This window comes from Streptococcus sp. Marseille-Q6504, assembly GCF_965111625.1.
In genome coordinates this window covers 16,526-41,869 of the sequence record NZ_CBCOON010000005.1, presented here as the reverse complement: position 1 = coordinate 41,869, position 25,344 = coordinate 16,526, and the positions used below count along the sequence as shown (strand labels likewise).

General features: G+C 38.4%; 25 protein-coding genes and 1 other annotated feature. Of the genes, 16 read left to right on the top strand and 9 right to left on the bottom strand.

Annotated elements, in window-relative coordinates; all coding sequences use genetic code 11:
* Window positions 1-21: 21 nt before the first annotated feature.
* Window positions 22-681 carry a trimeric intracellular cation channel family protein gene (locus tag ACWPUA_RS06175; RefSeq protein ID WP_006148259.1) on the top strand — a complete coding sequence of 220 codons (660 nt, stop codon included), beginning with the start codon at window positions 22-24 and terminating at the stop codon, window positions 679-681.
* Between the two features lie 412 nt (window positions 682-1,093).
* Here the strand turns inward: ACWPUA_RS06175 and ACWPUA_RS06170 are convergent, their stop codons facing one another.
* Entirely contained in the window at window positions 1,094-1,561 is a 468-nt protein-coding gene (locus ACWPUA_RS06170; RefSeq protein WP_265485269.1) for an 8-oxo-dGTP diphosphatase, read from the bottom strand.
* 330 nt (window positions 1,562-1,891) lie between these two features.
* Here ACWPUA_RS06170 and ACWPUA_RS06165 point away from each other — a divergent pair, with 330 nt between their 5' ends.
* From ACWPUA_RS06165 to ftsY, 3 genes are read left to right on the top strand one after another with little or no spacing between them, the layout of a single operon-like run.
* Window positions 1,892-2,683 carry a Cof-type HAD-IIB family hydrolase gene (locus ACWPUA_RS06165; protein WP_036754637.1) on the top strand — a complete coding sequence of 264 codons (792 nt, stop codon included), beginning with the start codon at window positions 1,892-1,894 and terminating at the stop codon, window positions 2,681-2,683.
* Window positions 2,683-3,501, top strand: coding sequence for a Cof-type HAD-IIB family hydrolase (locus ACWPUA_RS06160; RefSeq protein WP_036754641.1), 819 nt, complete (start codon window positions 2,683-2,685; stop codon window positions 3,499-3,501). The genes ACWPUA_RS06165 and ACWPUA_RS06160 overlap by 1 nt, the downstream gene beginning before the upstream one ends.
* 3 nt (window positions 3,502-3,504) lie before the next feature.
* Window positions 3,505-4,863, top strand: coding sequence for a signal recognition particle-docking protein FtsY (gene ftsY / locus ACWPUA_RS06155; RefSeq protein ID WP_036754644.1), 1,359 nt, complete (start codon window positions 3,505-3,507; stop codon window positions 4,861-4,863).
* 39 nt (window positions 4,864-4,902) lie between these two features.
* Here the strand turns inward: ftsY and zwf are convergent, their stop codons facing one another.
* The 3 genes from zwf to ACWPUA_RS06140 form a co-directional block, all read right to left on the bottom strand.
* Window positions 4,903-6,390, bottom strand: a complete 1,488-nt coding sequence (zwf, locus tag ACWPUA_RS06150; RefSeq protein WP_036754648.1) for a glucose-6-phosphate dehydrogenase — start codon at window positions 6,388-6,390, stop codon at window positions 4,903-4,905.
* A gap of 149 nt (window positions 6,391-6,539) precedes the next feature.
* Window positions 6,540-7,280 (bottom strand): amino acid ABC transporter ATP-binding protein, encoded by a 741-nt coding sequence (locus ACWPUA_RS06145; RefSeq protein WP_036754651.1) that lies wholly within the window; start codon window positions 7,278-7,280, stop codon window positions 6,540-6,542.
* Window positions 7,280-8,725 (bottom strand): amino acid ABC transporter substrate-binding protein/permease, encoded by a 1,446-nt coding sequence (locus ACWPUA_RS06140; RefSeq protein ID WP_454379837.1) that lies wholly within the window; start codon window positions 8,723-8,725, stop codon window positions 7,280-7,282. The genes ACWPUA_RS06145 and ACWPUA_RS06140 overlap by 1 nt, the downstream gene beginning before the upstream one ends.
* A gap of 179 nt (window positions 8,726-8,904) precedes the next feature.
* On the opposite strand from ACWPUA_RS06140, the gene uvrB reads away from it, so the two are divergent.
* From uvrB to ACWPUA_RS06110, 6 genes are all read left to right on the top strand, one after another.
* Window positions 8,905-10,893: an excinuclease ABC subunit UvrB gene (gene uvrB / locus ACWPUA_RS06135; protein WP_036754654.1), complete on the top strand. Its 1,989-nt coding sequence runs from the start codon at window positions 8,905-8,907 to the stop codon at window positions 10,891-10,893.
* Between the two features lie 41 nt (window positions 10,894-10,934).
* A complete protein-coding gene (locus ACWPUA_RS06130; protein ID WP_036754657.1) occupies window positions 10,935-11,789 on the top strand; it encodes a hypothetical protein in 855 nt (284 codons plus the stop codon).
* 109 nt (window positions 11,790-11,898) lie between these two features.
* Window positions 11,899-12,450, top strand: a complete 552-nt coding sequence (locus tag ACWPUA_RS06125; protein WP_052063259.1) for a hypothetical protein — start codon at window positions 11,899-11,901, stop codon at window positions 12,448-12,450.
* A gap of 268 nt (window positions 12,451-12,718) precedes the next feature.
* Window positions 12,719-12,946 (top strand): hypothetical protein, encoded by a 228-nt coding sequence (locus ACWPUA_RS06120; protein WP_036754665.1) that lies wholly within the window; start codon window positions 12,719-12,721, stop codon window positions 12,944-12,946.
* A gap of 2 nt (window positions 12,947-12,948) precedes the next feature.
* Window positions 12,949-13,383, top strand: a complete 435-nt coding sequence (locus tag ACWPUA_RS06115) for a hypothetical protein (RefSeq protein ID WP_414266838.1) — start codon at window positions 12,949-12,951, stop codon at window positions 13,381-13,383.
* Window positions 13,384-13,402: 19 nt separating this feature from the next.
* Window positions 13,403-13,870 (top strand): NUDIX domain-containing protein, encoded by a 468-nt coding sequence (locus ACWPUA_RS06110; RefSeq protein ID WP_454379833.1) that lies wholly within the window; start codon window positions 13,403-13,405, stop codon window positions 13,868-13,870.
* Here ACWPUA_RS06110 and ACWPUA_RS06105 read toward each other — a convergent pair.
* Window positions 13,867-14,382 (bottom strand): transcription repressor NadR, encoded by a 516-nt coding sequence (locus tag ACWPUA_RS06105; RefSeq protein ID WP_036754675.1) that lies wholly within the window; start codon window positions 14,380-14,382, stop codon window positions 13,867-13,869. The two genes, ACWPUA_RS06110 and ACWPUA_RS06105, sit on opposite strands and share 4 nt — an antisense overlap.
* An 18-nt stretch (window positions 14,383-14,400) precedes the next feature.
* On the bottom strand, window positions 14,401-14,928 hold the full coding sequence (locus tag ACWPUA_RS06100) for an ECF transporter S component (RefSeq protein ID WP_454379830.1): 528 nt from the start codon (window positions 14,926-14,928) through the stop codon (window positions 14,401-14,403).
* A gap of 635 nt (window positions 14,929-15,563) precedes the next feature.
* Window positions 15,564-15,699, top strand: a sequence feature (ribosomal protein L10 leader region).
* Window positions 15,700-15,737: 38 nt separating this feature from the next.
* Between ACWPUA_RS06100 and rplJ the strand changes: the two genes are divergently transcribed.
* The 5 genes from rplJ to ACWPUA_RS06075 all read left to right on the top strand — a co-directional run bounded on the left by rplJ (window position 15,738) and on the right by ACWPUA_RS06075 (window position 20,724).
* Window positions 15,738-16,238 carry a 50S ribosomal protein L10 gene (gene rplJ, locus ACWPUA_RS06095; RefSeq protein ID WP_006152070.1) on the top strand — a complete coding sequence of 167 codons (501 nt, stop codon included), beginning with the start codon at window positions 15,738-15,740 and terminating at the stop codon, window positions 16,236-16,238.
* 75 nt (window positions 16,239-16,313) lie between these two features.
* Entirely contained in the window at window positions 16,314-16,682 is a 369-nt protein-coding gene (gene rplL / locus ACWPUA_RS06090; RefSeq protein WP_001196963.1) for a 50S ribosomal protein L7/L12, read from the top strand.
* 588 nt (window positions 16,683-17,270) lie between these two features.
* Window positions 17,271-18,188: a glycine--tRNA ligase subunit alpha gene (gene glyQ, locus ACWPUA_RS06085; RefSeq protein WP_320693542.1), complete on the top strand. Its 918-nt coding sequence runs from the start codon at window positions 17,271-17,273 to the stop codon at window positions 18,186-18,188.
* A 212-nt stretch (window positions 18,189-18,400) separates the two neighbouring features.
* A complete protein-coding gene (glyS, locus tag ACWPUA_RS06080) occupies window positions 18,401-20,437 on the top strand; it encodes a glycine--tRNA ligase subunit beta (protein ID WP_454379827.1) in 2,037 nt (678 codons plus the stop codon).
* Window positions 20,438-20,466: 29 nt separating this feature from the next.
* A complete protein-coding gene (locus ACWPUA_RS06075) occupies window positions 20,467-20,724 on the top strand; it encodes a DUF896 family protein (RefSeq protein WP_070678121.1) in 258 nt (85 codons plus the stop codon).
* An 84-nt stretch (window positions 20,725-20,808) separates the two neighbouring features.
* Here ACWPUA_RS06075 and ACWPUA_RS06070 read toward each other — a convergent pair whose 3' ends face one another.
* From ACWPUA_RS06070 to ACWPUA_RS06060, 3 genes are read right to left on the bottom strand one after another with little or no spacing between them, the layout of a single operon-like run.
* Complete coding sequence (locus tag ACWPUA_RS06070) at window positions 20,809-22,056, bottom strand: NAD(P)H-dependent oxidoreductase (protein ID WP_004252639.1); 1,248 nt, start codon at window positions 22,054-22,056, stop codon at window positions 20,809-20,811.
* A gap of 17 nt (window positions 22,057-22,073) precedes the next feature.
* Window positions 22,074-22,679: an NADPH-dependent FMN reductase gene (locus ACWPUA_RS06065; RefSeq protein ID WP_004252640.1), complete on the bottom strand. Its 606-nt coding sequence runs from the start codon at window positions 22,677-22,679 to the stop codon at window positions 22,074-22,076.
* A gap of 34 nt (window positions 22,680-22,713) precedes the next feature.
* Complete coding sequence (locus tag ACWPUA_RS06060; RefSeq protein WP_049495219.1) at window positions 22,714-23,634, bottom strand: FAD:protein FMN transferase; 921 nt, start codon at window positions 23,632-23,634, stop codon at window positions 22,714-22,716.
* 318 nt (window positions 23,635-23,952) lie between these two features.
* Between ACWPUA_RS06060 and nox the strand changes: the two genes are divergently transcribed.
* The gene (gene nox, locus ACWPUA_RS06055) at window positions 23,953-25,332 is read left to right on the top strand and encodes a H2O-forming NADH oxidase (RefSeq protein ID WP_454379824.1); all 1,380 of its coding nucleotides are present in this window, start codon (window positions 23,953-23,955) and stop codon (window positions 25,330-25,332) included.
* The last annotated feature ends 12 nt before the right edge of the window (window positions 25,333-25,344 follow it).

Below are 25,344 nucleotides of genomic sequence, written 5' to 3'. Positions count from 1 at the left end.
AAAATAAATTGAGGAGCTTATATGGATTTCGATCTATTCCTAATGATCTGTAATTATATTGGGACTATAGCCTTTGCGGCGTCAGGAGCCATCAAAGGATTTGGTAAACGTTTAGATATTTTTGGAATTAGTTTATTGGCAATTGTAACAGCAGTAGGCGGGGGTATTTTAAGAGATTCTATTATCAGTCGTTTTCCCTCCGCTCTCGCAGATCCTGGACCGATTTATGTCTCTATCCTTGTAGCTGTTATTATGTATGCCTTTGTGACATCAAAACAAGCTAATGCTAGTCAAGAAAAAAAATTCTATAAGTGGCTGAGAGAAGCTTATCTCATATTTGATTCGATTGGATTGATTATCTTCTCTCTAATCGGGGCTACAGCTTTAGCTGATAGTAAATTGAACTTGATGTCTGCAGGGATTTTGGCCTGTTTAACAGGTGCTGGCGGAGGTATCATCCGAGATCTCTTGATTAATGAAGTCCCAAGTGTTCTAAAAGAGGACATCTATGCCCTTCTATCTTTTGTAATTGGCGTTATTTATTACTGGTTGGCCTTTGTCCTTCACTTTCCAAGAATCACTGCTTTTATCATTCTCTCAATTGTCGGTTTTGTGATTCGACTCTGTATTATTAAGTTTAAGCTCTCTTTGCCAAATATGGATAAGAAGACTTGGAATTGATTGATGGTAGGAAAGTTCAATCACTCGATTGATAAATATTTTATAAATTACAAGTTTAATCAAGCGTCTAATCTCATATGGATTAGGCGCTATTTACTTTTTCTATGGTATAATAGAAGATAGATTTACAACTGGAGAATAGAAGGATTTATGATTAAACTAGTCGCAACTGAAATCGGAATAAGAAAATTGATGCAATAGAATATAGAGAAAGCCTTGGAATGATTCCAAGGCTTTTTAGCTATCTATAGATACAAGGAAAAAGTTGTTAGAGTAGATGATTTTATTAGATACCCTTGTTTTGAAAAATATTAAACTATATGTTATTAAAGACAGATTGTATTGAGTACTGAATTATACAAAAATTACTAATGAATTGAGAATTTTGCATTTGATTATACTATAGAGAATATTAGTCAAATAAAATTGTTTTGTTTTCACTAATGCATTTCTTATTATCATCCCAATAGTTAATACTTTCAAAGCTTCCTTTTCTTAAATAAAGGGGTAGCCTTTTTCTTATTTCATCTTGCATTGGTATTTTATCGATTTCTTTTAGATTCCACCATTTTGGCTCACCTTCATCAGATGTGCTTAGTTCACCAGTAAACTGAGTACATAAAAAGTCATAGAAGACAAATCTCTCATTACCAATTGAATTAGTAAAGCCTGAAATTCCTTTTAATTCAAGATTTAATGCGGTAAGTCCAGTCTCTTCCTTGAGTTCCCGTAATGCAGCTTCAAAAAAACTTTCAGGGAATTCAACTTTTCCCCCCGGTGGAATCCAGCCAGGAAAATTATCGTGCTTTCTATTAAGTAATAAAATTTCTTGATTTTTCAAAACGCAAATGTTAACCCAGTTTTTGATTTTTTCAGTCATATTATTAGCCTCCAACAAGTATTTTTTCATATAAAAGTCTATATGTCAAGAACTATAAGCTATTTATGATTGTGACAAATGTATCTCAGCCAAAGATTGATAATTTTTACGCAATAGCTGATTAATTATCAGAATAGAATTTAATCAAGACCTTTGGTAGACAAGTGTTGAGAGGTTGTATATAAAAGAAGGCAAGCAAATCAGCCTGGTCTTCAAAATTGGCTCTACGGATAGATTTATAGAATACAAGGACGTGTCAATTCAGCACGTCTTTTTTTACTTTTTCTATGGTATAATAGAAGATAGATTTACAACTGGAGAATAGGATTTATGATTAAACTAGTCGCAACTGATATGGACGGGACTTTTTTGGATGAAGCTGGCCAATTTGATATGGAGCGTTTAAAAAAGCTTCTCCGTTCTTATAAAGAAAAAGGAATTTACTTTGCTGTAGCATCAGGACGTGGCCTTTTGTCTTTAGAGAAACATTTTGCGGATGTCAAAGATGAGATTATTTTTATCGCCGAAAATGGGAGTCTCGTTCGTTTTCATGGACAAGACCTCTATGAAGCAACCATGCCTAGAGATTTTTACCTATCAACTTTTGAAAAGCTAAAGGCTTCACCTTATTTTGATGAAAAGAAGATGCTCTTGACAGGTAAGAAAGCTTGCTATGTTTTGGATACTGTAGATAAAACCTATCTCATGTTTAGTCATCATTACAATGAAAACATCCAAAAAGTAGCTAGTCTAGAAGATATCACCGATGAAATTTTCAAATTCACAACTAACTTTACAGAAGAGACAGTAGAAGCTGGCGAAGCTTGGGTCAATGAACATGTTCCTGGTGTTAATGCTATGACGACAGGTTTTGAATCCATTGATATTGTTCTTGATTATGTGGACAAGGGAGTTGCGATTGTCGAATTGGCTAAGAAGTTAAATCTGGATATGGACCAAGTGATGGCCTTTGGTGACAATCTCAATGACCTTCACATGATGCAAGTTGTAGGGCACCCAGTCGCACCTGAAAATGCTCGCCCAGAGATTTTGGAACTAGCTGAAACAGTTATCGGTCACCATAAGGACCAGTCAGTTATCGCTTATATGGAGAGATTATAATGGCAGATATTAAATTAATTGCCCTAGATTTAGATGGAACCTTGCTGACGACAGACAAGAAATTGACTGATCGTACCAAGGCAACTTTAAAGGCTGCGCGTGAACAGGGAGTCAAGGTAGTCCTAACAACTGGACGTCCTCTCAAGGCTATGGATTTCTTCCTTAAAGAGCTTGGAACAGACGGCCACGATGACGAATATACTATCACATTCAACGGTGGATTGGTTCAGAAAAATACAGGTGAGATTCTTGATAAGACAGTCTTTTCAATTGATGATGTGACACGTATTTATGAAGAAACTGAAAAATTAGGAATCCCCTTAGATGCAATTTCAGAAGGAACAGTATACCAGATTCAGTCTGACCAAGAAAGTTTATATGCTCAGTTTAACCCGGCTCTAACTTTTGTTCCAACTGCTTTTGAAGATTTGTCCAGTCAGCTAACATACAATAAATGTGTGACTGCCTTTCCTCAGGAACCTTTGGATGCAGCTATTCAAAAGATTTCACCAGAATTATTCGATCAATATGAAATTTTTAAATCACGTGAACTCTTGCTAGAATGGTCACCAAAGAATGTTCATAAGGCGACAGGATTATCTAAACTGATTGAATACCTGGGAATTGAACGAAGTCAAGTCATGGCTTGTGGAGATGAGGCTAATGATCTTTCGATGATTGAGTGGGCTGGTCTCGGTGTCGCTATGCAAAATGCTGTACCGGCAGTTAAAGCTGTTGCAAATGTAGTAACACCAATGACTAATGACGAAGAAGCTGTCGCCTGGGCAATTGAAAAATATGTACTGAAGGAGAACTAAAGAATGGGATTATTTGACCGTTTATTTGGAAAAATAGAAGAACCTAAAATTGAAGATGTTGTCAAAGAAGCTCTAGAAAACATTGATTTAACGGATGATAGCCAGCAAACTGAGACGCTGGAATCTGAAAATATCGAAGTCAAAGAGCAAGATGGGACTGTCGTAGTCGAAGAAAATGATGAAGGATTAATTGAAGCAGAGGTTGACGAAGAAACTATTGTCGAATCAGTTGACGAAGTTGAGGTTTCTGAAGAAGAGTTAAATCAAGTCCAAGAGGCCGATAGTCCTCAAGAGGAATCGACTCATGTTGAAGAGATTTCTTCAAACGATAGTGACGAGGAAGAAATTGTTCAGCCTCAATCTGACGAAGCAGAAACAGAGTTTTTTGAAGAAGAGGAAGCAAACCAAGCAATCGAAGAGGCTCCTCAAGTCCAAGAGACTGAACAAGAAAAATATGACCGTAGTCTCAAGAAAACTCGTACGGGATTTGGTGCCCGTTTGAATGCTTTCTTTGCAAATTTCCGCTCAGTCGATGAAGATTTTTTTGAGGAACTTGAAGAACTGCTCATCATGAGTGACGTTGGTGTGCAGGTGGCTTCAAATCTTACGGAAGAATTGCGTTATGAAGCCAAGTTAGAAAATGCTAAGAAACCTGAAGCACTTCGTCGTGTTATCATCGAAAAATTGGTGGAGTTGTATGAGAAGGATGGCAACTACAACGAAAGCATTAATTTTCAAGATGGTTTGACTGTCATGCTCTTTGTAGGTGTTAATGGTGTCGGAAAGACAACTTCAATTGGTAAATTGGCACATCGCTACAAACAAGCTGGGAAGAAAGTTATGCTAGTTGCTGCTGATACCTTCCGTGCTGGTGCAGTTGCCCAGTTAGCTGAGTGGGGTCGCCGTGTAGATGTTCCTGTCGTAACAGGTCCTGAAAAAGCTGATCCAGCCAGTGTGGTCTTTGATGGGATGGAACGAGCAGTAGCAGAAGGTATTGATATTCTCATGATTGATACAGCAGGCCGTCTGCAAAATAAAGAAAACTTAATGGCAGAATTGGAAAAGATTGGTCGTATCATCAAACGCGTAGTGCCAGAAGCACCTCATGAAACCTTCCTAGCTCTTGATGCGTCAACTGGGCAAAACGCTCTTGTACAAGCTAAAGAATTCTCAAAAATTACTCCTGTTACAGGGATTGTCTTAACCAAGATTGATGGGACTGCCCGAGGTGGTGTTGTTCTTGCTATCCGTGAGGAACTCAATATCCCTGTTAAGCTAATTGGTTTTGGTGAAAAAATCGATGATATCGGTGAGTTTAACTCTGAAAACTTTATGAAGGGCCTTCTAGAAGGTTTAATATAAAAGAAAATCCTGCAAGAATTCTTGCAGGATTGTTTTTGATTATTCTAAACGACCATCTTTACGATAGGCGATATCTGGTTGCCATGTCCATTTGGCACCGTATTTTTCAAGGAGATCAAAGCTGGCTTGTGGTCCCATGCTACCTGATTTATAATCATGAAGAGGAGCGCCATTATCAGCCCACAACTTCTCGATACGGTCAATCAATTCCCAAGAAGCGCTAACTTCTTCCCAGTGACTAAAGTTAGTTGAATCGTTATTCAATACATCGTAGATTAGCTTTTCATAAGGATCTGGTGAAGCACCTGTAGCTGTAGCATCAGTTCTGTAGTCAAGCGAATTATGTGCAAGTTTGAACTCTTCTCCAACTTCTTTACCGTTAAGGCTAAGAGAGAATCCTTCCGTCGGTTGGATGTAGATGGTCAAAATATTTGGTGCTAGAGGCTCTCCAAAAATTGAATCCATTTGCTTAAAGACGATATTGACATGCGTTCCCTTTTCAGTCATTCGTTTACCTGTACGGAAGAAGAAAGGTACATCACGGAAACGGTCACTCTCAACAAAGAAGGCACCTGAAGCAAAGGTTTCTGTCATTGATTCTGGGTTGACATTTGGTTCGCTACGGTAAGAAATGTACTTCATTCCATCAACTTTACCAGAACGGTATTGGCCACGGATGAAGTGCTCTTTAAGTTCCTCATCTGTAGGGTGGTAAAGGTTCTTGAAGACCTTGATTTTCTCTGCGCGAATGTCATCCTTTGTAAAGCTTGCAGGCTTGTCCATAGCAAGGAGTGACAGAAGCTGAAGTGTGTGGTTTTGAACCATGTCTCGAAGGGCGCCAGACTCATCATAGTAGCCACCACGCTCTTCAACACCTAGACGTTCTGCAAAGGTAATTTGAACATTATCAATATGTTCCCGATTCCAAACATTTTCAAAGATCATATTGGCAAAACGAATGGCAAATATGCTTTGAATCATTTCCTTACCAAGATAGTGATCGATACGATAGATTTGTTCTTCGTTAAAAGTAGCTAGAAGCTCTTCGTTTAGTTTGCTTGCAGTTTCATAATCTGTACCGAAAGGTTTCTCAACTATCAAACGTTCAAAGCCCTTACCGTCAACGATTTGCTCAGACTTGAGGTGTTTGGCGATGGTACCGAAAAATTGTGGTGCCATTGAGAGGAAGAAGAGCTTGTTGTGTTCAGTTTGATACTTTTCATTTAACTCAGCCTGAAGCTTACGTAATTCGATATAGTGTTCTGTATCATTGACATCATGGCTTTGATAGTAGAAGTGACTAGCGAACTCTTGAGCTTGCTCAGGACTATCTGCTAAATCAAGAATAGAGTCTACGACAACAGATTCAAAATATTCTTTACTCCATGGGCGACGAGCAGTTCCAATAACAGCAAAATGCTCTGAAAGATGGCCTTCTTTGTAGAGTCTAAAAAGTGAAGGGTAGAGCTTGCGATGAGCCAAGTCTCCACTAGCACCGAAAATTGTAACAATAACTTTTGATGACATCCAGCTACCTAATTTCTATTTACTTTCCTAGATATTCTAGGCATGAGGAAACCCTCATTTTGATACTTTCTATTTTATCATAATTTTCAAAAAAATCCAAAATCCCAATATAAGTGAGAAAAAAACTGCAAGGTAAACCTTGCAGTTTTTTAAGCATTGAGAACCTTGTCCAAAAATTCTTTTAGACGAGGGTGTTGTGGGTTGTCAAAGATTTGATCAGGTGTACCATCTTCTATGAATTCACCGTCTGCTGTAAAGATAACTCGATTGGCAACCTTACGAGCAAATCCCATTTCGTGGGTTACGATAATCATGGTCATGCCTTGTTCAGCCAACTCTTTCATAACATTCAGAACATCACCAACCATCTCAGGGTCAAGGGCAGAAGTTGGCTCGTCAAAGAGCATAATATCAGGGTTCATTGCTAAACCGCGGGCAATAGCCACACGTTGTTTTTGACCACCGGATAGACTTTCAGGATTGGCATTGGCCTTGTCAGCAAGCCCAACTTTTTCAAGAAGTTCCATTCCTAATTTTTCAGCTTCAGCCTTGGTCATTAACTTGTGCTCTACAGGAGCGAAAGTGATATTTTCCAATACGGTCATATGTGGAAAGAGATTGAAGTGCTGGAACACCATTCCGATATTTTCACGAACGTGGTCTACATTGGTCGCTTTATCCGTCAAATCATAGCCGTTAACTGTGATGCTTCCTTTTGTTCCTTCTTCGAGGAGATTTAAGCTACGCAAGAAAGTTGACTTACCTGAACCAGAAGGTCCAATGATACAAACAACATCTCCTTCATAGAATTTCGCTGAAATTCCTTTAAGGACTTTGTTTTTACCATATTGTTTATGTAAGTTATGAACGTCAATTTTTAATTTTGCCATTATTGAATCCTCTTTTCTAAGCGTTTCGCTAATCTAGTTAGAAGAGTGATAATCACAAGGTAGAAGACTGCGAGAATTGCATACATTTTGAAACTTTGGTAGTTACGAGCAATGATAATCTTACCAGTTTGGAAAAGTTCAACCAAACCGATTGCAGATACGATCGTTGTATCTTTAAGAGCGATAACAAATTGGTTGACAAAGTTTGGAAGCATGAGCTTGGTTGCTTGTGGCAAGACAATCTTACGCATGGTTTTTCCATATGAAATACCAAGGCTTCGACTGGCTTCCATTTGCCCAACAGGAACAGCCTTGATACCACCACGAACAATCTCAGCGATGTAGGCAGCTGAGTTTAGGGAAAGTGCGATAGTACCAGCGACAAAGTCGTTGATTGGACTTTGTTGACCTGTAAGAGATTCGATAAAGTTAGGAATGCCCCAGAAAATGAAAGCAGCAAGAATCATCAATGGAATACCACGGATAACGTCAACGAAAATCTCTGAAATCAAACGGAGTGATTTATAAGGGCTGACACTAAAAATACCAAAGATAATTCCGATGAAAATTGCAATTACAAATGAAATAAGTGCTAATGAGAGGGTAATTCCAAGTCCGCTGAGAAGTTGTTTGTAGTTGTTTTTCAATAATCCCCAAATAGTTGTTTCGTCAGCGGTTGAACTTGTAGTAGTAGAATTGCTAGCTAGATACTTATCCAGGATTTTTTGGAATTCTCCATTTGCTTTAAGGTTTGCAAGCCCCTTGTTAAACTTCTCTAGCAATTCTGGATTACTTCCTTTTTTAACTGCAAAAGCAGTTTCACCAATTGGAGTACCTGCGATTGGTGTTTTTAACTTTTGTCCTTGACTAATAGAGTATTTAATAACAGGTTCGTCGTCCATAACGGCATCTATTGAACCGGTATTTAAACTATCATACATAGATGCAGCATCGGAAAAAGTTTTAATCTTGTAACCGTACTTGCTTTGATTCTCTGTTAGGAAGGTTTGTGAAGCAGTACCATTTTTCACACCTACAGTCTTACCGTTCAAATCTTCATAAGAAGAAATGGTACTTGATTCTTTAACACCAAGAATAGTATTTGCTGTATAGTAAGAATCAGAGAAATCGAAAGTTTCCTTACGAGCATCAGTTACTGACATACCTGCAATGATACCGTCTGCTTGTCCAGATTGGACTGCGTTAATAGCAGCATCAAAACCTGGATTAGTAATCTCGATTTCAAAACCTTGGTCTTCAGCGATTGCCTTGATTAGATCCATATCGATACCAGTGTATTGATTGCTTGAGTCCTGGAAAACAAATGGCGCAAAAGATGAGTCACTGGCGATAACATACCTTGTTTTCTCAGCATCAGCTTTTACTATTCCTAGTGAAAGAATAGGAAATAAAATAAGCAAACAAGCTAGAATTTTTTTCTTCATGTGATGTCTCCTTTCAAGATATTTTCAAATTATATCAAAAAAGTTGAAGAAGGGCAAATGTTTTATATTTCTATGTAAGAAAATATAACATATAACAAAATGAGGGTGTCTGTTGAGAAACAGAAACTCTTTCCTTTTTATGGTAAAATAGAAGGATAGAAAATGTGTATGAGGCTATTATGATAAATCGAATTACAGACAACAAATTTAAACTGGTATCCAAATACCAGCCTTCTGGGGATCAACCGCAGGCTATCGAGAAGTTAGTGGATAACATCGAGGGTGGTGAGAAGGCACAAATCCTGATGGGAGCGACTGGTACGGGGAAGACCTATACCATGAGCCAGGTCATTGCTCAGGTTAATAAACCGACCCTGGTCATCGCCCATAATAAAACGCTAGCGGGCCAGCTCTATGGGGAGTTCAAGGAATTTTTCCCAGATAATGCTGTTGAGTACTTCGTATCCTACTACGATTACTACCAGCCAGAAGCTTATGTGCCTTCAAGCGATACTTATATAGAAAAAGACAGTTCAGTCAATGATGAAATTGATAAACTTCGTCACTCCGCGACTTCAGCGCTCTTGGAGCGTAATGATGTTATCATTGTTGCATCTGTGTCTTGTATCTATGGATTGGGTTCTCCGAAGGAATATGCTGATAGCGTGGTAAGTCTGCGACCAGGCCTTGAGATTTCTCGAGATAAACTGCTCAATGATTTGGTGGATATTCAGTTCGAACGCAATGACATTGATTTTCAGCGTGGAAGATTCCGTGTTCGTGGGGATGTGGTGGAGATTTTCCCAGCCTCTCGTGATGAGCATGCCTTTCGTGTTGAGTTCTTCGGAGATGAAATTGATCGTATTCGTGAAGTTGAAGCTCTAACTGGTCAAGTTCTGGGCGAAGTGGATCATTTGGCTATTTTCCCAGCCACACACTTTGTGACCAATGACGACCACATGGAAGTAGCTATTGCTAAGATTGAGGCTGAGTTGGAGGAGCAGTTAGCTATTTTTGAGAAGGAAGGTAAACTCCTTGAAGCTCAACGTTTGAAACAGCGAACAGAATACGATATCGAGATGCTTCGTGAGATGGGCTATACAAACGGGGTTGAAAACTACTCGCGTCACATGGATGGACGAAGTGAAGGAGAGCCACCGTACACCCTTCTTGATTTCTTCCCTGATGATTTTTTGATTATGATTGATGAGAGCCACATGACCATGGGGCAAATCAAGGGAATGTATAATGGAGACCGTTCGCGTAAGGAAATGTTGGTTAATTACGGTTTCCGTTTGCCATCTGCCTTGGATAATCGTCCCCTTCGTCGTGAAGAGTTCGAAAGTCATGTTCACCAGATTGTCTACGTTTCAGCGACACCTGGTGATTATGAACACGAGCAGACTGATACCGTTATTGAGCAAATCATTCGTCCGACTGGTCTTTTGGATCCAGAAGTTGAAGTCCGTCCGACTATGGGGCAAATTGATGATCTTTTAGGTGAAATCAATGCCCGTGTTGAAAAGAACGAGCGTACCTTTATTACAACCCTGACCAAGAAAATGGCTGAAGACTTGACTGACTACTTCAAAGAAATGGGTATCAAGGTCAAATATATGCACTCGGATATCAAGACTTTAGAGCGAACAGAGATTATCCGTGACCTGCGTTTAGGAGTCTTTGATGTCTTGGTAGGGATTAACCTCCTTCGTGAAGGGATTGATGTTCCAGAAGTAAGTTTAGTTGCTATTCTCGATGCCGACAAGGAAGGTTTCCTTCGTAATGAGCGTGGACTTATTCAGACTATTGGTCGTGCTGCCCGTAATAGCGAGGGGCATGTCATCATGTATGCAGATACTATGACCCAGTCTATGCAACGCGCCATCGATGAAACAGCTCGTCGTCGTAAAATCCAGATGGCTTATAATGAAGAACACGGTATTATTCCACAAACTATTAAGAAGGAAATCCGTGACCTGATCTCTGTAACCAAGGTAGTTGCCAAGGAAGAGGACAAGGAAGTCGATATCAATAGCCTCAACAAACAAGAACGCAAGGAACTCGTCAAAAAACTCGAAAAACAAATGCAAGAAGCCGTCGAAGTGCTTGACTTTGAACTCGCAGCTCAGATTCGTGATATGATGTTGGAAGTCAAAGCGTTGGATTAGTGAAATGATTTTTATATATGTTTAACTAGGAGAATTTAGTAATGAAAAAAGCATTAGTGTTGAATTTCAGTTTTATCGGGATTATCCTCTCAGTTTGTTTTATAAGTTTTGTATTGATTGTGGTAGTTAATTTTCATAATACTTTTTCTGGACCAAATCAAAAGGATATTGAAGTGGCAGCAAGCAGAACACTGAATTTATATGGCTTTAAAGGTGAAGTGAAGGTGACGAAGTTTTCTAGATATAGATGGCCTTCTGAAGATTATGAAATTGAATACGATTACACTGAAGAAGTTAATGGTAGGAAAATCACTGTAAGTGACAGTTTAATTTATTTTCCTAAATCTCCAGGAAACTCTAAACGGACGAGTGAAGAAATAGCCTACGACGGAACTACTAAAACTATGTTAAGAGAATTCTCTGGGATAGCTGATCAATTACTCAATCAACATCCAGACAGTGTTTCCAATAAAGAAAAAGTGGAGAATTTTTTCAAGCAATATGAAAATCCCAATTTGGAATTCGTAAGTAGTTACTGGAGTGTCGATACTGAATCTGACAATATCCAAGACTATTATGCCCTTATCGAAAAGAACCATAAAGAAGGAAAAGCTTTTCAAGGTTTATATGACCTCCCTATTAATGAATTTCTGGAAAAAGGAATTGTTAAAGGAAGTGTTAGATATAAAGACACTGTTTTAGAAGAGGGTGAGAAAGATTATTTCGATAGTGAAGGCGGACTGACAGGATTTATTTCAAATGGGATCGAAAATGCTGAGTTGCCAGATGCCTTTTATGAGGTTTCTTACTACTATGGTGCTAAAGGATATCGTTCAGGAAGCAGTGTCTCTTTAAAAATTCAGAATCATAAACTGATAAGTTACGAAAAAAACTGAACTGGTCGGTTTTAGATGATAAAATTAAACTTATTAGATTATATCTCAAAAATGAAATCATAATGTAAATCTCTTTGAACAGTTATTGAAACGAAAGATTAAGAAACGAATGAAAAAGAAAGTCACGGCACAGAAAAAATCAAAAAAACACTATATGCCAAATCAAAAAATGAGCTGGCTGGATAAAGTAAAATTGTGGTTGCTACAGCATTCAAAAATAGCTTTTCTATTAGATAGTAGTATATTTTTCTTCTCAGCTTTTGGGGTATTCTATTTGTTGTTTGGAACAACTCTTATTCCAAAACCCTATCAAAACTTCAATTATGTCTTTCCGCTCTTTCTGAATCTTATATTCTTAGTGAACATGCTTTATCAAGGTGTTTTTAGAGATAATTTCGATGGAATGCTGACAATACAAGATTTTGCAGATCCATTCTTGTACCTAAATGGAGTAGGTTTGTTGTTTCACTCATTTTTCGGAATAGTGGGTCGAAATAGAAAGACTATTCCTCCCTTGCTAACATTAGACCACCGCTACATCTGGTTTCCAATTCTTACTTATATAACCTTCTTCTTAGTGGCTACTTTGATTATTTTAATTTCCAAGTATATTGAAAAGAAAAAGGGAAAAGAAGAAAATAGGGAAAATCCACTCAAATGAAAAAGAATAAAAGAAATTCAAATACAAAAAAGAATCTCTCAAGGAGAGAATGTTTTCATCTTTGGCTAGATTCTCATAAATTTTTAGGATTCTTCTTGATCCTCGGTCTTATCCTTGCAATAGGACTAAGTTTGAATCTAATTTTTGAAAGTCTTCCTATTCCTTCGCCCTTTAGAGATATCAACTATAGTTTTCCACTATATATAAATCTTTTTTGTCTAGTATATCGATTATTTGACTATTGGTTCCTAGACTTGTCTGGGAAAGGATGACAATAAAAAGATTTGCAGATTTATTTATTTATCTTAATAGTATCGGTTTAATAGTCCATCTCTTTATTGGAATTAGCGGAAAAAACAGTAAAGGGATTTTACCTTCTCTCTTATCCCTAGCTCACCGCTATATTTGGTTTCCTATAGCAACCTATTTAGTCTTTTTTACTGTAGCTGCTTTAACGATTTTGTTTATGAAATTTATTGAAAATAAGAGGAGTTAATTATGAGAAAACATCTAACTATATTTAGGATTCTTTACCTACTGTTCTTGGTATTTGCCCTACTCCATTTTATCCTAGGTTTATTTGGTTTAGCTTTTACCCCAGTTTTGTGGAATATCTGGTTTTTTGGTCTCTGCTTAACCCTATTTATCCATCCATGGACCATCTTTTATAAAACAAGAATCTTTCAATGGCATCATTTGATTTTTCAAGCTCTCAGCGGTTTCTTTGCCCTCCTAATCTGGGTTTTGATTTTCTTCTTTTTATCTATGGTTCCAGATTCATCTATGCCTATCAATATAGATTATCAGGTGAATAGTAAAGATAAGGAAATTAGAATCATCAGAGGTTCCTTACTCCATGAAATTCATGAATATCATGACTTAGTTAATCCTTTGATTATGAAATCTAAAGTTAAGTATAAGATAGAAAATTAAAGATTAGAAAGTGATCCCTATGTCTCGAGCACAATTAACCATTCTTACCAATATTTGTATGATTGAAGATCTAGAAAAGCAGCGCGTGGTTATGCAGTATCGATCACCCGAAAGCAACCATTGGTCTGGCTATGCCTTTCCAGGAGGTCATGTCGAAGACGGAGAGGCTTTTGCAGAGTCAGTTATTCGCGAAATATACGAGGAAACAGGTCTAACGATTCAAAATCCTCAACTTGTCGGCATTAAAAATTGGCCCTTAGATACAGGTGAGCGTTATATTGTCTTTTGTTACAAGGCAACTGAGTTTACTGGTACTCTACAATCATCTGAAGAAGGAGAAGTGTCCTGGGTACAAAAAGACCAGATTCCAAATTTGGATCTGGCCTATGATATGTTACCTTTGATGGAGATGATGGAAGCTCCAGACAAGTCTGAATTTTTCTACCGTCACCGTACAGAGGACGGGTGGGAAAAGAAAATCTTTTAATCTTTTACTAAATAACCAAGCTGGTCCAAGGCCTTCTCAATATAGAGGAGGTCTTGTTCGTTTTCAGCTTCGACTAGGTGATAATGGACGCCATCTGTTAATTCAGAAAGTGGTCTAAAGTCAGACCGTTCGACTTGCTCTAAAAAATGCTGAACGTCACGGCGACAAGAGAGTTTGAGCAAGGTTTCAATTTCCCCGTAGACAGGATGATCAATTAAGGTATTCTGAACACGTCCCCCATTATCGACGATAGCTAGAAGTTCTTGGCCGATTTCTTCCATCTCGTGCTTTACTTTAAACAGCTTGTGAACATACGGATTGGTTTTGCTTTCTTTATAAATATAACCACGATTGGTTGATAAGATAGGAGCACCATCTGCACGAAGAACAGCTATATCCTGAACAATAATCTGGCGAGTGACATGAAAATGTTCTGCTAAGCTTTTTCCGTTTAGAGGTTTTTGAGTTTCTTTTAAGAGTTGTAGAAGTGCTTCTTTTCGATTTTTTGTCATATTCTTCTTTCTTAACGCTTAATGGCGTTTTTTCAATGCTTTATAAACAGTTAATGCTAAGTAATAGTCTATCATACTATGAACAATAGTTCCAAAACCAACTAATACAAAGAGAACATAGAACATATTTTTTAGGTCTGTTCCTGTACTAGCATAAAAGATGATACAAGCAAAGACTTCGGCGATAGCATGTACTAAACCAAGTACAAAGTTAAAAATCAAGGAAGATTTCTTGTTGTCCAAGGTTTGAGGATGTTTTTGCAAATAGAAGGCTCCCAAAGTGCCGAAAAAGATATGGGAGAAAGCTCGAAGTACAATGACAATTGGATAACCAGCCATGAGGAATCCTAGGCTAGAAGCTATAATGACAAAGATTGCCATCCAAGGAGAAAGAAACATAGCGATAAAGATTGCAACGTGGCTTCCTAGGGTGTAAGAAGCGGGCGGAATAACAATCTTGAAGGGCATCACCAAGGGAATCAAAATAGCAATAGCGGTTAGCAATGCGGTTAAAGTCATGAATTGGGTTTTCTTTTGTGTATTCATAATAACTCCTTTTATATGTATATACAGTTGTATAGTACACTAAATAATATTATCCGTCAAGATAGAAATTGAATTTTGAAGGAAAAATAGTTAAAATAAAGTAAAGTATCTTAGAAAGAATAGAGAGTTAAGATGGTAGATATTCTTTATCCAATTTTTATCATTCATTACATATCTAAGCAGAAAAAATTAGGATTCCAAGTATCTAAATTTACTACATATACAGCCTATAGTTTCTTAATGATTTCGATAATAAGAATCGCATTTGGTTCCTTAGCTCTGATTGTTTTCTCGATACCCATATTCGGTTTCCTCTATTTCAGTATCATAGGGCTCATTCTTTATCATATTAGCATTATTTATGGCGTAATCCTACTTTTCTTGTCATTGACTTTTTTCTTAGACAATCAAAAATCTAATCAGGATATTCAAACCATGGAAAATACTCCATTCATATTTCATGTGTTGATGTTGATCTTTCATGCGCTCTTAATCTATAATACATTGGTACCGATCTTTTCCATTTACTGAGAAAATATTTAAATATTCTTCTCTAAGTGGCAGTAGAATTGAGAAAAAACTCAAATTTTTTTAAAAAATACTTGCTTTGATAGAATTCTTGTGATATACTTATAAACGGTTTGAAAAAACTGCCTAAGACAGTAGGGGAGCAAGACTCATAAATATCCTACCGAGGACAAAACGTATCATGTAAAAAGAAGCGTATTGTACTTTCGTGTCTAGGTTTGGGCGCGTTTTTCTTTTGGAAAAATTCCCCAAGCAAAATAATTACGGAGGTGAACACACTAATGAGTGAAGCAATTATTGCTAAAAAAGCGGAACTAGTTGACGTAGTAGCTGAGAAAATGAAAGCTGCTGCATCAATCGTCGTTGTAGACGCTCGTGGTTTGACAGTTGAACAAGATACAGTTCTTCGTCGTGAGCTTCGTGGAAGCGAAGTTGAGTATAAAGTTATTAAAAACTCAATCTTACGTCGTGCAGCTGAAAAAGCTGGTCTTGAAGATCTTGCATCTGTTTTTGTTGGACCATCTGCAGTAGCATTTTCTAACGAAGATGTTATCGCGCCAGCGAAAATCTTGAACGACTTTTCTAAAAACGCTGAAGCACTTGAAATCAAAGGTGGTGCAATCGAAGGCGCTGTCGCATCAAAAGAAGAAATCGTTGCTCTTGCAACTCTTCCAAGTCGCGAAGGACTTCTTTCTATGCTCCTTTCTGTACTTCAAGCGCCAGTGCGCAACGTTGCTCTTGCAGTCAAAGCGGTTGCAGACAACAAAGAAGACGCAGCTTAATCATAAGCTACGCAGCGTAGCCTAGCTACAAAAAAATAACAAAATTAAATTTAAACTTATTTGGAGGAAATAACAATGGCATTGAACATTGAAAACATTATTGCTGAAATTAAAGAAGCTTCAATCCTTGAATTGAACGACCTTGTAAAAGCTATCGAAGAAGAATTTGGTGTAACTGCAGCTGCTCCTGTAGCTGTTGCTGCAGCTGGTGCTGCTGACGCTGGTGCTGCTAAAGACTCATTTGACGTTGAATTGACAGCTGCTGGTGACAAAAAAGTTGGCGTTATCAAAGTTGTACGTGAAATCACTGGTCTTGGACTTAAAGAAGCTAAAGAACTTGTTGATGGTGCACCAGCACTTGTTAAAGAAGGCGTTGCAACTGCAGAAGCTGAAGAAATCAAAGCTAAATTGGAAGAAGCTGGAGCTTCAGTTACTCTTAAATAATAGAGCGACTACATTTGTAGCTTAAAAACATGATTAAACCGCTATTCTTAGGAGTAGCGGTTTTTCTTTTTGTTCAAAAAGGGGCATGAAAAGGAATGACTTTAGATTAGTATTTCTATTTAAGGTGAATTATTGGAGATTCCTTATGAAAAAAATTTACTTTTTAATTGCATTTTGTTATAATAGACGCAAGAAAGAATATCTTATCGGTAGATCTTAAGCGAGCCTGAGATAGTGAGAGTCAGGTGATTGAGTGATAAGTGTGGCGCTTTTGGTATTTTAATAAAGATAATGAAGTAATAAATTAGGGTGGAACCGCGTTTTTGACGCCCCTAGGTCACTTGACTTAGGAGCAAAGACACGGTTTTTTTTGTTTTCTGAGTTGAGCGCAAAAAAAATATAAAGGAGTAAAATATGTCCAATAAACTAACCTTTCACTGCGTGAGTGGCAGATACCTCCTTACAGTCGGACTGCCCCACGCTCAGCACTAAGGTACCTGAGCTAGACGCAGTACTAACTCGTCTTGCCTCGTATAATCGACGAGGCAGACTCGTGTCGCAAGAAATTATAGAAAAAAGGAGAAAACAATGTCTAAAAAATTGACTTTCCAGGAAATCATCCTTACTTTGCAACAATACTGGAATGACCAGGGTTGTATGCTCATGCAGGCTTATGATAACGAAAAAGGTGCGGGAACCATGAGTCCTTATACTTTCCTTCGTGCCATTGGTCCTGAGCCATGGAATGCGGCTTATGTAGAACCATCTCGTCGTCCAGCAGACGGTCGTTACGGAGAAAACCCAAATCGTCTCTACCAACACCACCAATTCCAAGTGGTTATGAAGCCATCTCCATCAAATATCCAAGAGCTCTACCTTGAGTCATTGGAAAAATTGGGTATCAACCCATTGGAACACGATATTCGTTTCGTTGAAGACAACTGGGAAAACCCATCAACTGGTTCAGCTGGTCTTGGATGGGAAGTGTGGCTTGATGGTATGGAAATCACTCAGTTCACTTACTTCCAACAAGTCGGTGGTTTAGCAACAGGTCCTGTTACTGCTGAGGTAACTTACGGTTTGGAACGCTTGGCTTCCTACATCCAAGAAGTTGACTCAGTTTATGATATCGAGTGGGCTCCAGGTGTTAAATATGGAGAAATTTTCCTTCAACCAGAATATGAGCATTCAAAATACAGCTTTGAAGTTTCTGACCAAGACATGCTTCTTGAAAACTTTGAAAAGTTTGAAAAAGAAGCTGGACGCGCTTTGGAATTAGGCCTTGTGCACCCAGCCTATGACTACGTTTTGAAATGTTCACATACCTTCAACTTGCTTGATGCTCGTGGAGCGGTATCGGTTACAGAACGTGCCGGTTACATTGCCCGCATCCGTAACTTAGCCCGTGTAGTAGCTAAAACTTTCGTCGCAGAACGTAAGAAACTCGGTTACCCACTTCTAGACGAAACCACACGCGCCAAACTCCTAGCAGAAGAGGAAGAATAGGCATAATTACAGGAATAAATGACTGAAAGTCGACCGTAGGTCGCTAAATAAAACAAGACCGCTGTAGTGAAAGTCGGATAAGAAGTTTCTTATCCGACTGGGGAACTGACGAGACTTAAGGCTTGACAGTTAGCAATGAAACCGAAGGTTTGCTTGCGTCCCCCACTACTAAAGGTCTTGTTGAAGAACATTAATTGTGTAAAGGAAAAAACATGACAAAAAACTTATTAGTAGAACTAGGACTCGAAGAGTTACCAGCCTACGTAGTAACTCCAAGTGAAAAACAACTCGGCGAAAAAATGGCAGCCTTCTTGGATGACAACCGCCTTTCATATGAAGGGATTCAAACATTTTCAACTCCACGTCGTTTGGCTGTTCGTGTACTTGGTTTAGCAGACCAACAAACAGATTTGACTGAAGATTTTAAAGGACCTTCTAAGAAAATTGCTTTGGATGCAGAAGGAAACTTCTCTAAAGCTGCCCAAGGATTTGTCCGTGGAAAAGGCTTGACTGTAGATGACATTGAATTCCGTGAAATCAAAGGTGAAGAATATGTTTATGTAACGAAGCATGAAGCTGGAAAACCAGCAGAAGAAGTTCTGACTGGAATTCCAGAAGTCTTGGCTAGCTTAAGTTTCCCTGTTAGCATGCGTTGGGCAAACAATACCTTTGAATACATCCGTCCAGTCCACACTTTGACAGTGCTTTTGGATGATGAAGCTCTTGAACTAGATTTCTTAGATATTCATTCAGGCAGAGTCAGCCGCGGACACCGTTTCCTTGGTCATGAAGTAGAAATTCGTCATGCTGATAGTTACGAAGAAGACTTACGCAAAGTCTATGTCATTGCTGATAGCATTGAACGTGAAAATATGATTCGTGAACAAATTAAGGAAATTGAAGCAGAACAAGGCGTTCAAGTACAGATTGATGAAGGACTTTTAAACGAAGTCTTAAACTTGGTTGAATATCCAACTGCATTTATGGGTAATTTTGAGCCTAAATACCTAGAAGTTCCAGAAGAAGTTTTGGTTACTTCAATGGAAACTCATCAACGTTATTTTGTTGTCCGTGATCTTGAAGGAAATCTAAAACCAAACTTCATTTCAGTTCGTAACGGAAATGCTGAACACTTGGAAAATGTCATTCGAGGAAATGAGAAAGTCTTGGTTGCTCGTTTGGAAGATGGAGAATTCTTCTGGCGTGAAGACCAAAAACTCAAGATTGAAGATTTAGTTGCTAAACTTTCACACGTAACCTTCCATGAAAAGATTGGTTCACTTCGTGAACACATGATTCGTACAGGACAAATTGCTATACTGCTAGCTGAAAAAGCTGGTCTATCAGTTGATGAATCTATTGATCTTGCTCGTGCTGCAGCCATTTATAAATTTGACCTCTTAACCGGTATGGTTGGTGAATTTGATGAGCTTCAAGGGATCATGGGTGAGAAGTATGCGCTTCTTGCAGGTGAAAATGCAGCAGTGGCGCAAGCTATTCGAGAGCACTATCTTCCTGATTCAGCAGACGGGACTCTTCCTGAATCTAAAGTTGGAGCAATACTTGCACTAGCCGATAAATTAGATACTCTCTTATCTTTCTTCTCTGTTGGGTTGATTCCATCTGGTTCAAACGACCCTTATGCCCTTCGTCGTGCAACACAAGGGATTGTTCGAATCTTAGAAGACTTTGGATGGAATATTCCGATGGACGAGTTGATTGCCAGTCTTTATGCTTTATCGTTTGATAGTTTAACTTACGATAACCAAGAAGAAGTGCTTAACTTCATCAAAGCTCGTGTTGATAAGATGATGGATTCTACAGCAAAAGATATTAAAGAAGCTGTTCTAGCAAGCTCAAACTTTGTTGTCTCTGATATGATTGAAGCGGCAGAAGCTCTTTCAGAAGCTGCTAAAACTGAAGATTACAAATCATCAGTTGAGTCATTATCTCGTGCCTTTAACCTAGCAGAAAAGGCAGAAGGTTCAGTCAAAGTTGATGCAAATCTCTTTGAAAATGAGCAGGAAAAAGAACTAGCTCAAGCTGTAGAAAGCTTAGAATTGAAAGGTTCAGCTAGTGATAAATTAGAGCAATTATTTGCTCTTAGTCCAGTTATTGATGCATTCTTTGACAATACCATGGTTATGGCAGAGGATATTGATGTTAAGAATAATCGTTTGGCTATTCTAGCTGAACTTGTCAATAAAGCAAAAACAGTGGCTGCTTTTAACCTTCTTAATACAAAATAGTAATTGAAAAATAGATTGGAGGTCCAAATATGACACCAGAAAAAATCGCTCGTATTAATGAACTTGCTAAAAAGAAAAAAACAGAAGGCTTGACTGCGGAAGAAAAAGTAGAACAAGCCAAACTTCGTGAGGAATATATCGAAGGCTATCGTCGTTCAGTACGTCATCACGTTGAAGGAATCAAAATCGTCGATGAAGATGGTAATGATGTGACTCCTGAAAAACTTCGTCAAGTGCAACGAGAAAAAGGTTTACACGGCCGTAGTCTTGATGATCCGAATTCATAAATAAAAAAATTCTCGGTTTGTGTGTGCGAACCGAGATTTCTATTAACAAAAAAGGAACCAAGAATGGTTCCTTTTTGTTAGTTATTAGTTACTTGCACCAGAAGTAGCATCAGCAGCTCCGTGGCCACCATCACCATGTCCTCCAGCGTCAGATGCACCAGAAGTAGCATCGGCATCTCCGTGACCTCCAGCAGCAGGAGCAAAAGGTCCGCTACCGCCTACCAAACGTTGACCAGTTTCTTTCAAGTACCAGTCAAGCCATGGTTGGAAGTTAAAGACAATTTCATTGATACCAGCATATGATCCATCAGGATAGTACATAGCTTGGTAGTTGTGAGTATTGATAACACCTGCAGGTGAACCAGGAACAATTGTACGTACGTATTCTTGGTTGCCATTGCGAAGCGTACCAATAACCCACTCAACATTTTTCATACGTGCAGGTGGAAGTGATCCGTGAACTGTTGACATACGGCTACCAGATTGAGGTGGCACACGTTTCGCAAACATTGTTTCTGGATCTTGATGAGCGTTGTTGTAGTATAGGAATTGGTTGTTGTCATCAGCATATGTCAATTCAAAAGGCATAGCTTTCAAGAACATATCGATTTGGTTAACTGTAAGGATACCATGGTCAAGTTTAACGTATGTATCACCTGAAACAGCACCTGTGATTTCTGCAACTTTTTCTACCCATTCTGGATCATCAGGGTCAACTTCTGTAATAGTTGTGGCAATTGGTTTTCCACAATCCAAGTCTTCTGGTTCAATTGGTTTTGGTTTTTTCAAATTAGAAACGACTCCTACGTATTTGACAAAGTTATCTAAGCAAGTTTCAAGGAATTTAACAGTTCCTTCGTTAATAATATTTCCTTTTGCATCAAAAGCTTCTTTGGCTTTTCCAAGAAGGAACTCATTACCTGGTAATGTGTAGGCATTTACTCCTGGCGCATCAAGAATTTTACGAAGGTGAACTTGAGCACGTGAAGTTCCTTGATCGTAGTATGAAGCACCCACAATCATAACTGGTTTGTTTTCAAATGGATGAACTTCGTATGAAAGCCATTCAAGGACTGACTTAAGTGAAGCAGAAATAGTGTGGTTGTGCTCTGGAGTAGCAATAATCACACCATCAGCTCGAGTGATTTTGTTATAAAGAAGGCGCAACTGGAAGCTCTCGTCCCATTTTTCGTCTTGGTTAAACATTGGAACTTCATCGATTTCCAAAACTTCTAGTTCAAATTTAAATTTAAACTGACGGCGGATGAACTCCAAGAGTTTGCGGTTATATGATTGATCGTAGTTTGATCCAACAAGTCCAACAAATTTCATTCTTTCGATCTCCTATCTTACAAATTTTCCCAATCAAAATCTTCAGCATCTTTGCGAAGAAGCTCTTGTGCGTTACGCAATTTCTCAGTAACTTTAACAAAGATACGGAAGTCATCAAAGATGGCATCCAATTTCTTGATGACATCAAGATCTACCAAGTCACCATTTTGATCAAATGCTTGAAGAGAATGTGAAAGCAAGAATTCATCTGGGAGAACATTTGCTTTGATTTCAGGAGCATTAAGAATTTGACGAAGTTGCAATTGAGCACGTGATGAACCGAGTGTACCATATGAAGCACCTGTAATCATGACAGGTTTGTTCAAAAGCGGGAATACACCATATGAAATCCAAGCAAGAGCGCTCATAAGAACAGCTGGGATTGAGTGGTCGTATTCTGGAGTACCGATAATAACTCCATCAGCAGCTTCGATTTTAGCAGCGATTTCCGTAGCTTCAGCTGGGATTTGTTTGTCAGCTGGTTTGTTAAATACAGGTAGATCCTTAATTTCTACCAATTCGATTTCTGCTTTATCAGCAAAGTGTTTCTGCATATATTGAAGCAGTTGGCGGTTTGTGGAACGTTTTGAGTTAGTTCCTACAATAGCAATAAGTTTAAGCATGGGCTTTCCTTTCTCTTTTTGCATTATTAATGATTTATCGTTGGATACCAGATGAACAAGCTAAGCGTCCATCTTTGTCAATGAGGATAGCTTCGATACCATCAATATTTTCGACTTGCCACATAATAGAGGCGCTGCGTTCTCCAAATAATCGTGTGGTCCATATCTCGCCGTCAACAGAGCGGTCAGATATTATGGTTAAACTAGCTAAATCCGTTTCAATAGGATAGCCTGTTTCACTATCGAAAATGTGATGATAATCCTTGCCATTGATTGCAAGATGCCGTTCATAAATCCCAGATGTAACCACTGATTTTCCAGTAATAGACAAGGTTATCAGGTGATTACCGCGTGGATTATTTGGATCTTGAATGCCGATTTGCCACGGACGTCCATCTTTTGATTGATTGTTCCCAATTGTGAGGATGTTTCCTCCAAGATTGATAAGAGCAGAAGTGACGCCGTTTTCTTTTAAGAAAGCTGCAACCTTATCTGCACTGTACCCCTTTGCTAAACACCCTAAGTCAATTTTCATTCCTTTTTTTTCTAGGAAAACCGTAGAATTGACTGAATCGAGTTTAATAAAATGAGGGTCTATTAGTGGTAAGACTGAAGCAATTTCTTCAGGGCTTGCAACCTTTGCATCGGAAAAACCGATACGCCAGGTTTGAACCAAAGGTCCTATACTAATATTGAGATGACTTTTAGGTGCTAGACTGTGTTCTAGACCTAATGAAATCAGCTCAAACAAATCAGGGTGGACTTTAACTGGAGCGATACCTGCCTGATAGTTAATTTCCATTAATTCAGATTCAGTACTGTTAGCATTGAAGCGGAATTCAAGTTCCTTGAGCAAATCAAAAGCTTGACGGAGAAGATTATCGGCTTGTTCATGTACTAAGGAAATAGTAATCGTAGTTCCCATTAATCGCTCAGATGATGAACTAAGAGGCAAAGAATCAACTCCCTTCAAATCACTGGGAAATAGCTATAAATCTTGAAAGAATGAGAAATTTAAAATTTATAATCTATTTCCATATAAATAGAATATCATAAAGTCAGCGTTTTCACAAATCATTTTTTACAAAAAGTCAAGAAATATGCTTAAAAAAATAAAAACAGCTCCAAATCAATAAGAGCTCTTTGAAAACAAGTTGATATATCTTTCAAAAACTTTCTTAAATAACATCAAACTGGTCAAAAGTCTTGAAAACGTTCACAGATAATGGTATACTTGAGAGGTAAATAAAAAAATAAAGGTAGGATTTATCTTATGAGTAAAATCGTAGTCGTGGGAGCTAACCACGCTGGAACTGCATGTATCAACACAATGTTGGATAACTTTGGAAACGAAAACGAAATCGTTGTATTTGACCAAAACTCAAACATTTCATTCCTTGGATGCGGAATGGCACTTTGGATTGGTGAACAAATTGACGGACCTGAAGGTTTGTTCTACTCTGACAAAGAAAAATTGGAAGCGAAAGGTGCTAAAGTTTACATGAACTCACCAGTTCTTTCAATTGACTACGACAACAAAGTTGTAACAGCAGAAGTTGAAGGTCAAGAACACAAAGAGTCTTATGACAAATTGATCTTTGCGACTGGTTCAACTCCAATCTTGCCACCAATCGAAGGCGTTGAAATCGTTAAAGGTAACCGTGAGTTCAAAGCAACTCTTGAAAACGTACAATTCGTTAAATTGTACCAAAACGCAGAAGAAGTTATCAACAAACTTGCTGACAAGAGCAAACACCTTGAGCGTATCGCTGTTGTAGGTGGTGGTTACATCGGTGTTGAGCTTGCTGAAGCTTTCGAACGTCTTGGAAAAGAAGTTGTACTTGTTGATATCGTTGACACTGTATTGAACGGATACTATGACAAAGACTTCACACAAATGATGGCTAAAAACTTGGAAGACCACAACATCCGTTTGGCACTTGGTCAAACTGTTAAAGCTATCGAAGGTGAAGGAAAAGTTGAACGCTTGATCACTGATAAAGAAACATTTGATGTGGATATGGTTGTTCTTGCAGTTGGTTTCCGTCCAAACACTGCACTTGCTGATGGTAAGATCGAACTCTTCCGTAACGGTGCTTTCCTTGTTGACAAGAAACAAGAAACATCTATCCCAGGTGTATATGCTGTTGGTGACTGTGCGACTGTTTATGACAACGCTCGTAAAGACACTAGCTACATCGCTCTTGCATCAAACGCTGTTCGTACTGGTATCGTTGGTGCTTACAACGCTTGTGGACATGAGCTTGAAGGAATCGGTGTTCAAGGATCAAACGGTATCTCAATCTATGGTCTTCACATGGTTTCAACTGGTTTGACACTTGAAAAAGCAAAAGCTGCTGGTTACAACGCAACTGAAACTGGATTTAACGACCTTCAAAAACCAGAATTTATGAAGCACGACAACTATGAAGTAGCTATCAAGATTGTCTTTGATAAAGACAGCCGTGAAATCCTTGGTGCTCAAATGGTATCTCGTGATTCAGCAATTAGCATGGGAATTCACATGTTCTCACTTGCTATTCAAGAACACGTTACAATTGATAAATTAGCATTGACAGACCTATTCTTCTTGCCACACTTCAATAAACCATACAACTACATCACAATGGCTGCACTTACAGCAGAAAAATAATTGATGATATGA

What these genes read in the sequence shown, in the direction of transcription:
- ACWPUA_RS06130 (WP_036754657.1), top strand. Translation starts at nt 10,935, where the DNA reads ATGAAAAAAGCATTAGTGTTGAATTTCAGTTTTATCGGGATTATCCTC.
- ACWPUA_RS06125 (WP_052063259.1), top strand. Translation starts at nt 11,899, where the DNA reads ATGAAAAAGAAAGTCACGGCACAGAAAAAATCAAAAAAACACTATATG.
- ACWPUA_RS06120 (WP_036754665.1), top strand. Translation starts at nt 12,719, where the DNA reads ATGACAATAAAAAGATTTGCAGATTTATTTATTTATCTTAATAGTATC.
- ACWPUA_RS06105 (WP_036754675.1), bottom strand. Translation starts at nt 14,382, where the DNA reads ATGACAAAAAATCGAAAAGAAGCACTTCTACAACTCTTAAAAGAAACT.
- rplJ (WP_006152070.1), top strand. Translation starts at nt 15,738, where the DNA reads ATGAGTGAAGCAATTATTGCTAAAAAAGCGGAACTAGTTGACGTAGTA.
- glyS (WP_454379827.1), top strand. Translation starts at nt 18,401, where the DNA reads ATGACAAAAAACTTATTAGTAGAACTAGGACTCGAAGAGTTACCAGCC.
- zwf (WP_036754648.1), bottom strand. Translation starts at nt 6,390, where the DNA reads ATGTCATCAAAAGTTATTGTTACAATTTTCGGTGCTAGTGGAGACTTG.
- ACWPUA_RS06145 (WP_036754651.1), bottom strand. Translation starts at nt 7,280, where the DNA reads ATGGCAAAATTAAAAATTGACGTTCATAACTTACATAAACAATATGGT.
- ACWPUA_RS06175 (WP_006148259.1), top strand. Translation starts at nt 22, where the DNA reads ATGGATTTCGATCTATTCCTAATGATCTGTAATTATATTGGGACTATA.
- ACWPUA_RS06115 (WP_414266838.1), top strand. Translation starts at nt 12,949, where the DNA reads ATGAGAAAACATCTAACTATATTTAGGATTCTTTACCTACTGTTCTTG.
- ACWPUA_RS06065 (WP_004252640.1), bottom strand. Translation starts at nt 22,679, where the DNA reads ATGCTTAAACTTATTGCTATTGTAGGAACTAACTCAAAACGTTCCACA.
- rplL (WP_001196963.1), top strand. Translation starts at nt 16,314, where the DNA reads ATGGCATTGAACATTGAAAACATTATTGCTGAAATTAAAGAAGCTTCA.
- nox (WP_454379824.1), top strand. Translation starts at nt 23,953, where the DNA reads ATGAGTAAAATCGTAGTCGTGGGAGCTAACCACGCTGGAACTGCATGT.
- ACWPUA_RS06100 (WP_454379830.1), bottom strand. Translation starts at nt 14,928, where the DNA reads ATGAATACACAAAAGAAAACCCAATTCATGACTTTAACCGCATTGCTA.
- uvrB (WP_036754654.1), top strand. Translation starts at nt 8,905, where the DNA reads ATGATAAATCGAATTACAGACAACAAATTTAAACTGGTATCCAAATAC.
- ACWPUA_RS06110 (WP_454379833.1), top strand. Translation starts at nt 13,403, where the DNA reads ATGTCTCGAGCACAATTAACCATTCTTACCAATATTTGTATGATTGAA.
- glyQ (WP_320693542.1), top strand. Translation starts at nt 17,271, where the DNA reads ATGTCTAAAAAATTGACTTTCCAGGAAATCATCCTTACTTTGCAACAA.
- ACWPUA_RS06075 (WP_070678121.1), top strand. Translation starts at nt 20,467, where the DNA reads ATGACACCAGAAAAAATCGCTCGTATTAATGAACTTGCTAAAAAGAAA.
- ACWPUA_RS06140 (WP_454379837.1), bottom strand. Translation starts at nt 8,725, where the DNA reads ATGAAGAAAAAAATTCTAGCTTGTTTGCTTATTTTATTTCCTATTCTT.
- ACWPUA_RS06165 (WP_036754637.1), top strand. Translation starts at nt 1,892, where the DNA reads ATGATTAAACTAGTCGCAACTGATATGGACGGGACTTTTTTGGATGAA.
- ACWPUA_RS06170 (WP_265485269.1), bottom strand. Translation starts at nt 1,561, where the DNA reads ATGACTGAAAAAATCAAAAACTGGGTTAACATTTGCGTTTTGAAAAAT.
- ACWPUA_RS06070 (WP_004252639.1), bottom strand. Translation starts at nt 22,056, where the DNA reads ATGAAATTTGTTGGACTTGTTGGATCAAACTACGATCAATCATATAAC.
- ACWPUA_RS06160 (WP_036754641.1), top strand. Translation starts at nt 2,683, where the DNA reads ATGGCAGATATTAAATTAATTGCCCTAGATTTAGATGGAACCTTGCTG.
- ftsY (WP_036754644.1), top strand. Translation starts at nt 3,505, where the DNA reads ATGGGATTATTTGACCGTTTATTTGGAAAAATAGAAGAACCTAAAATT.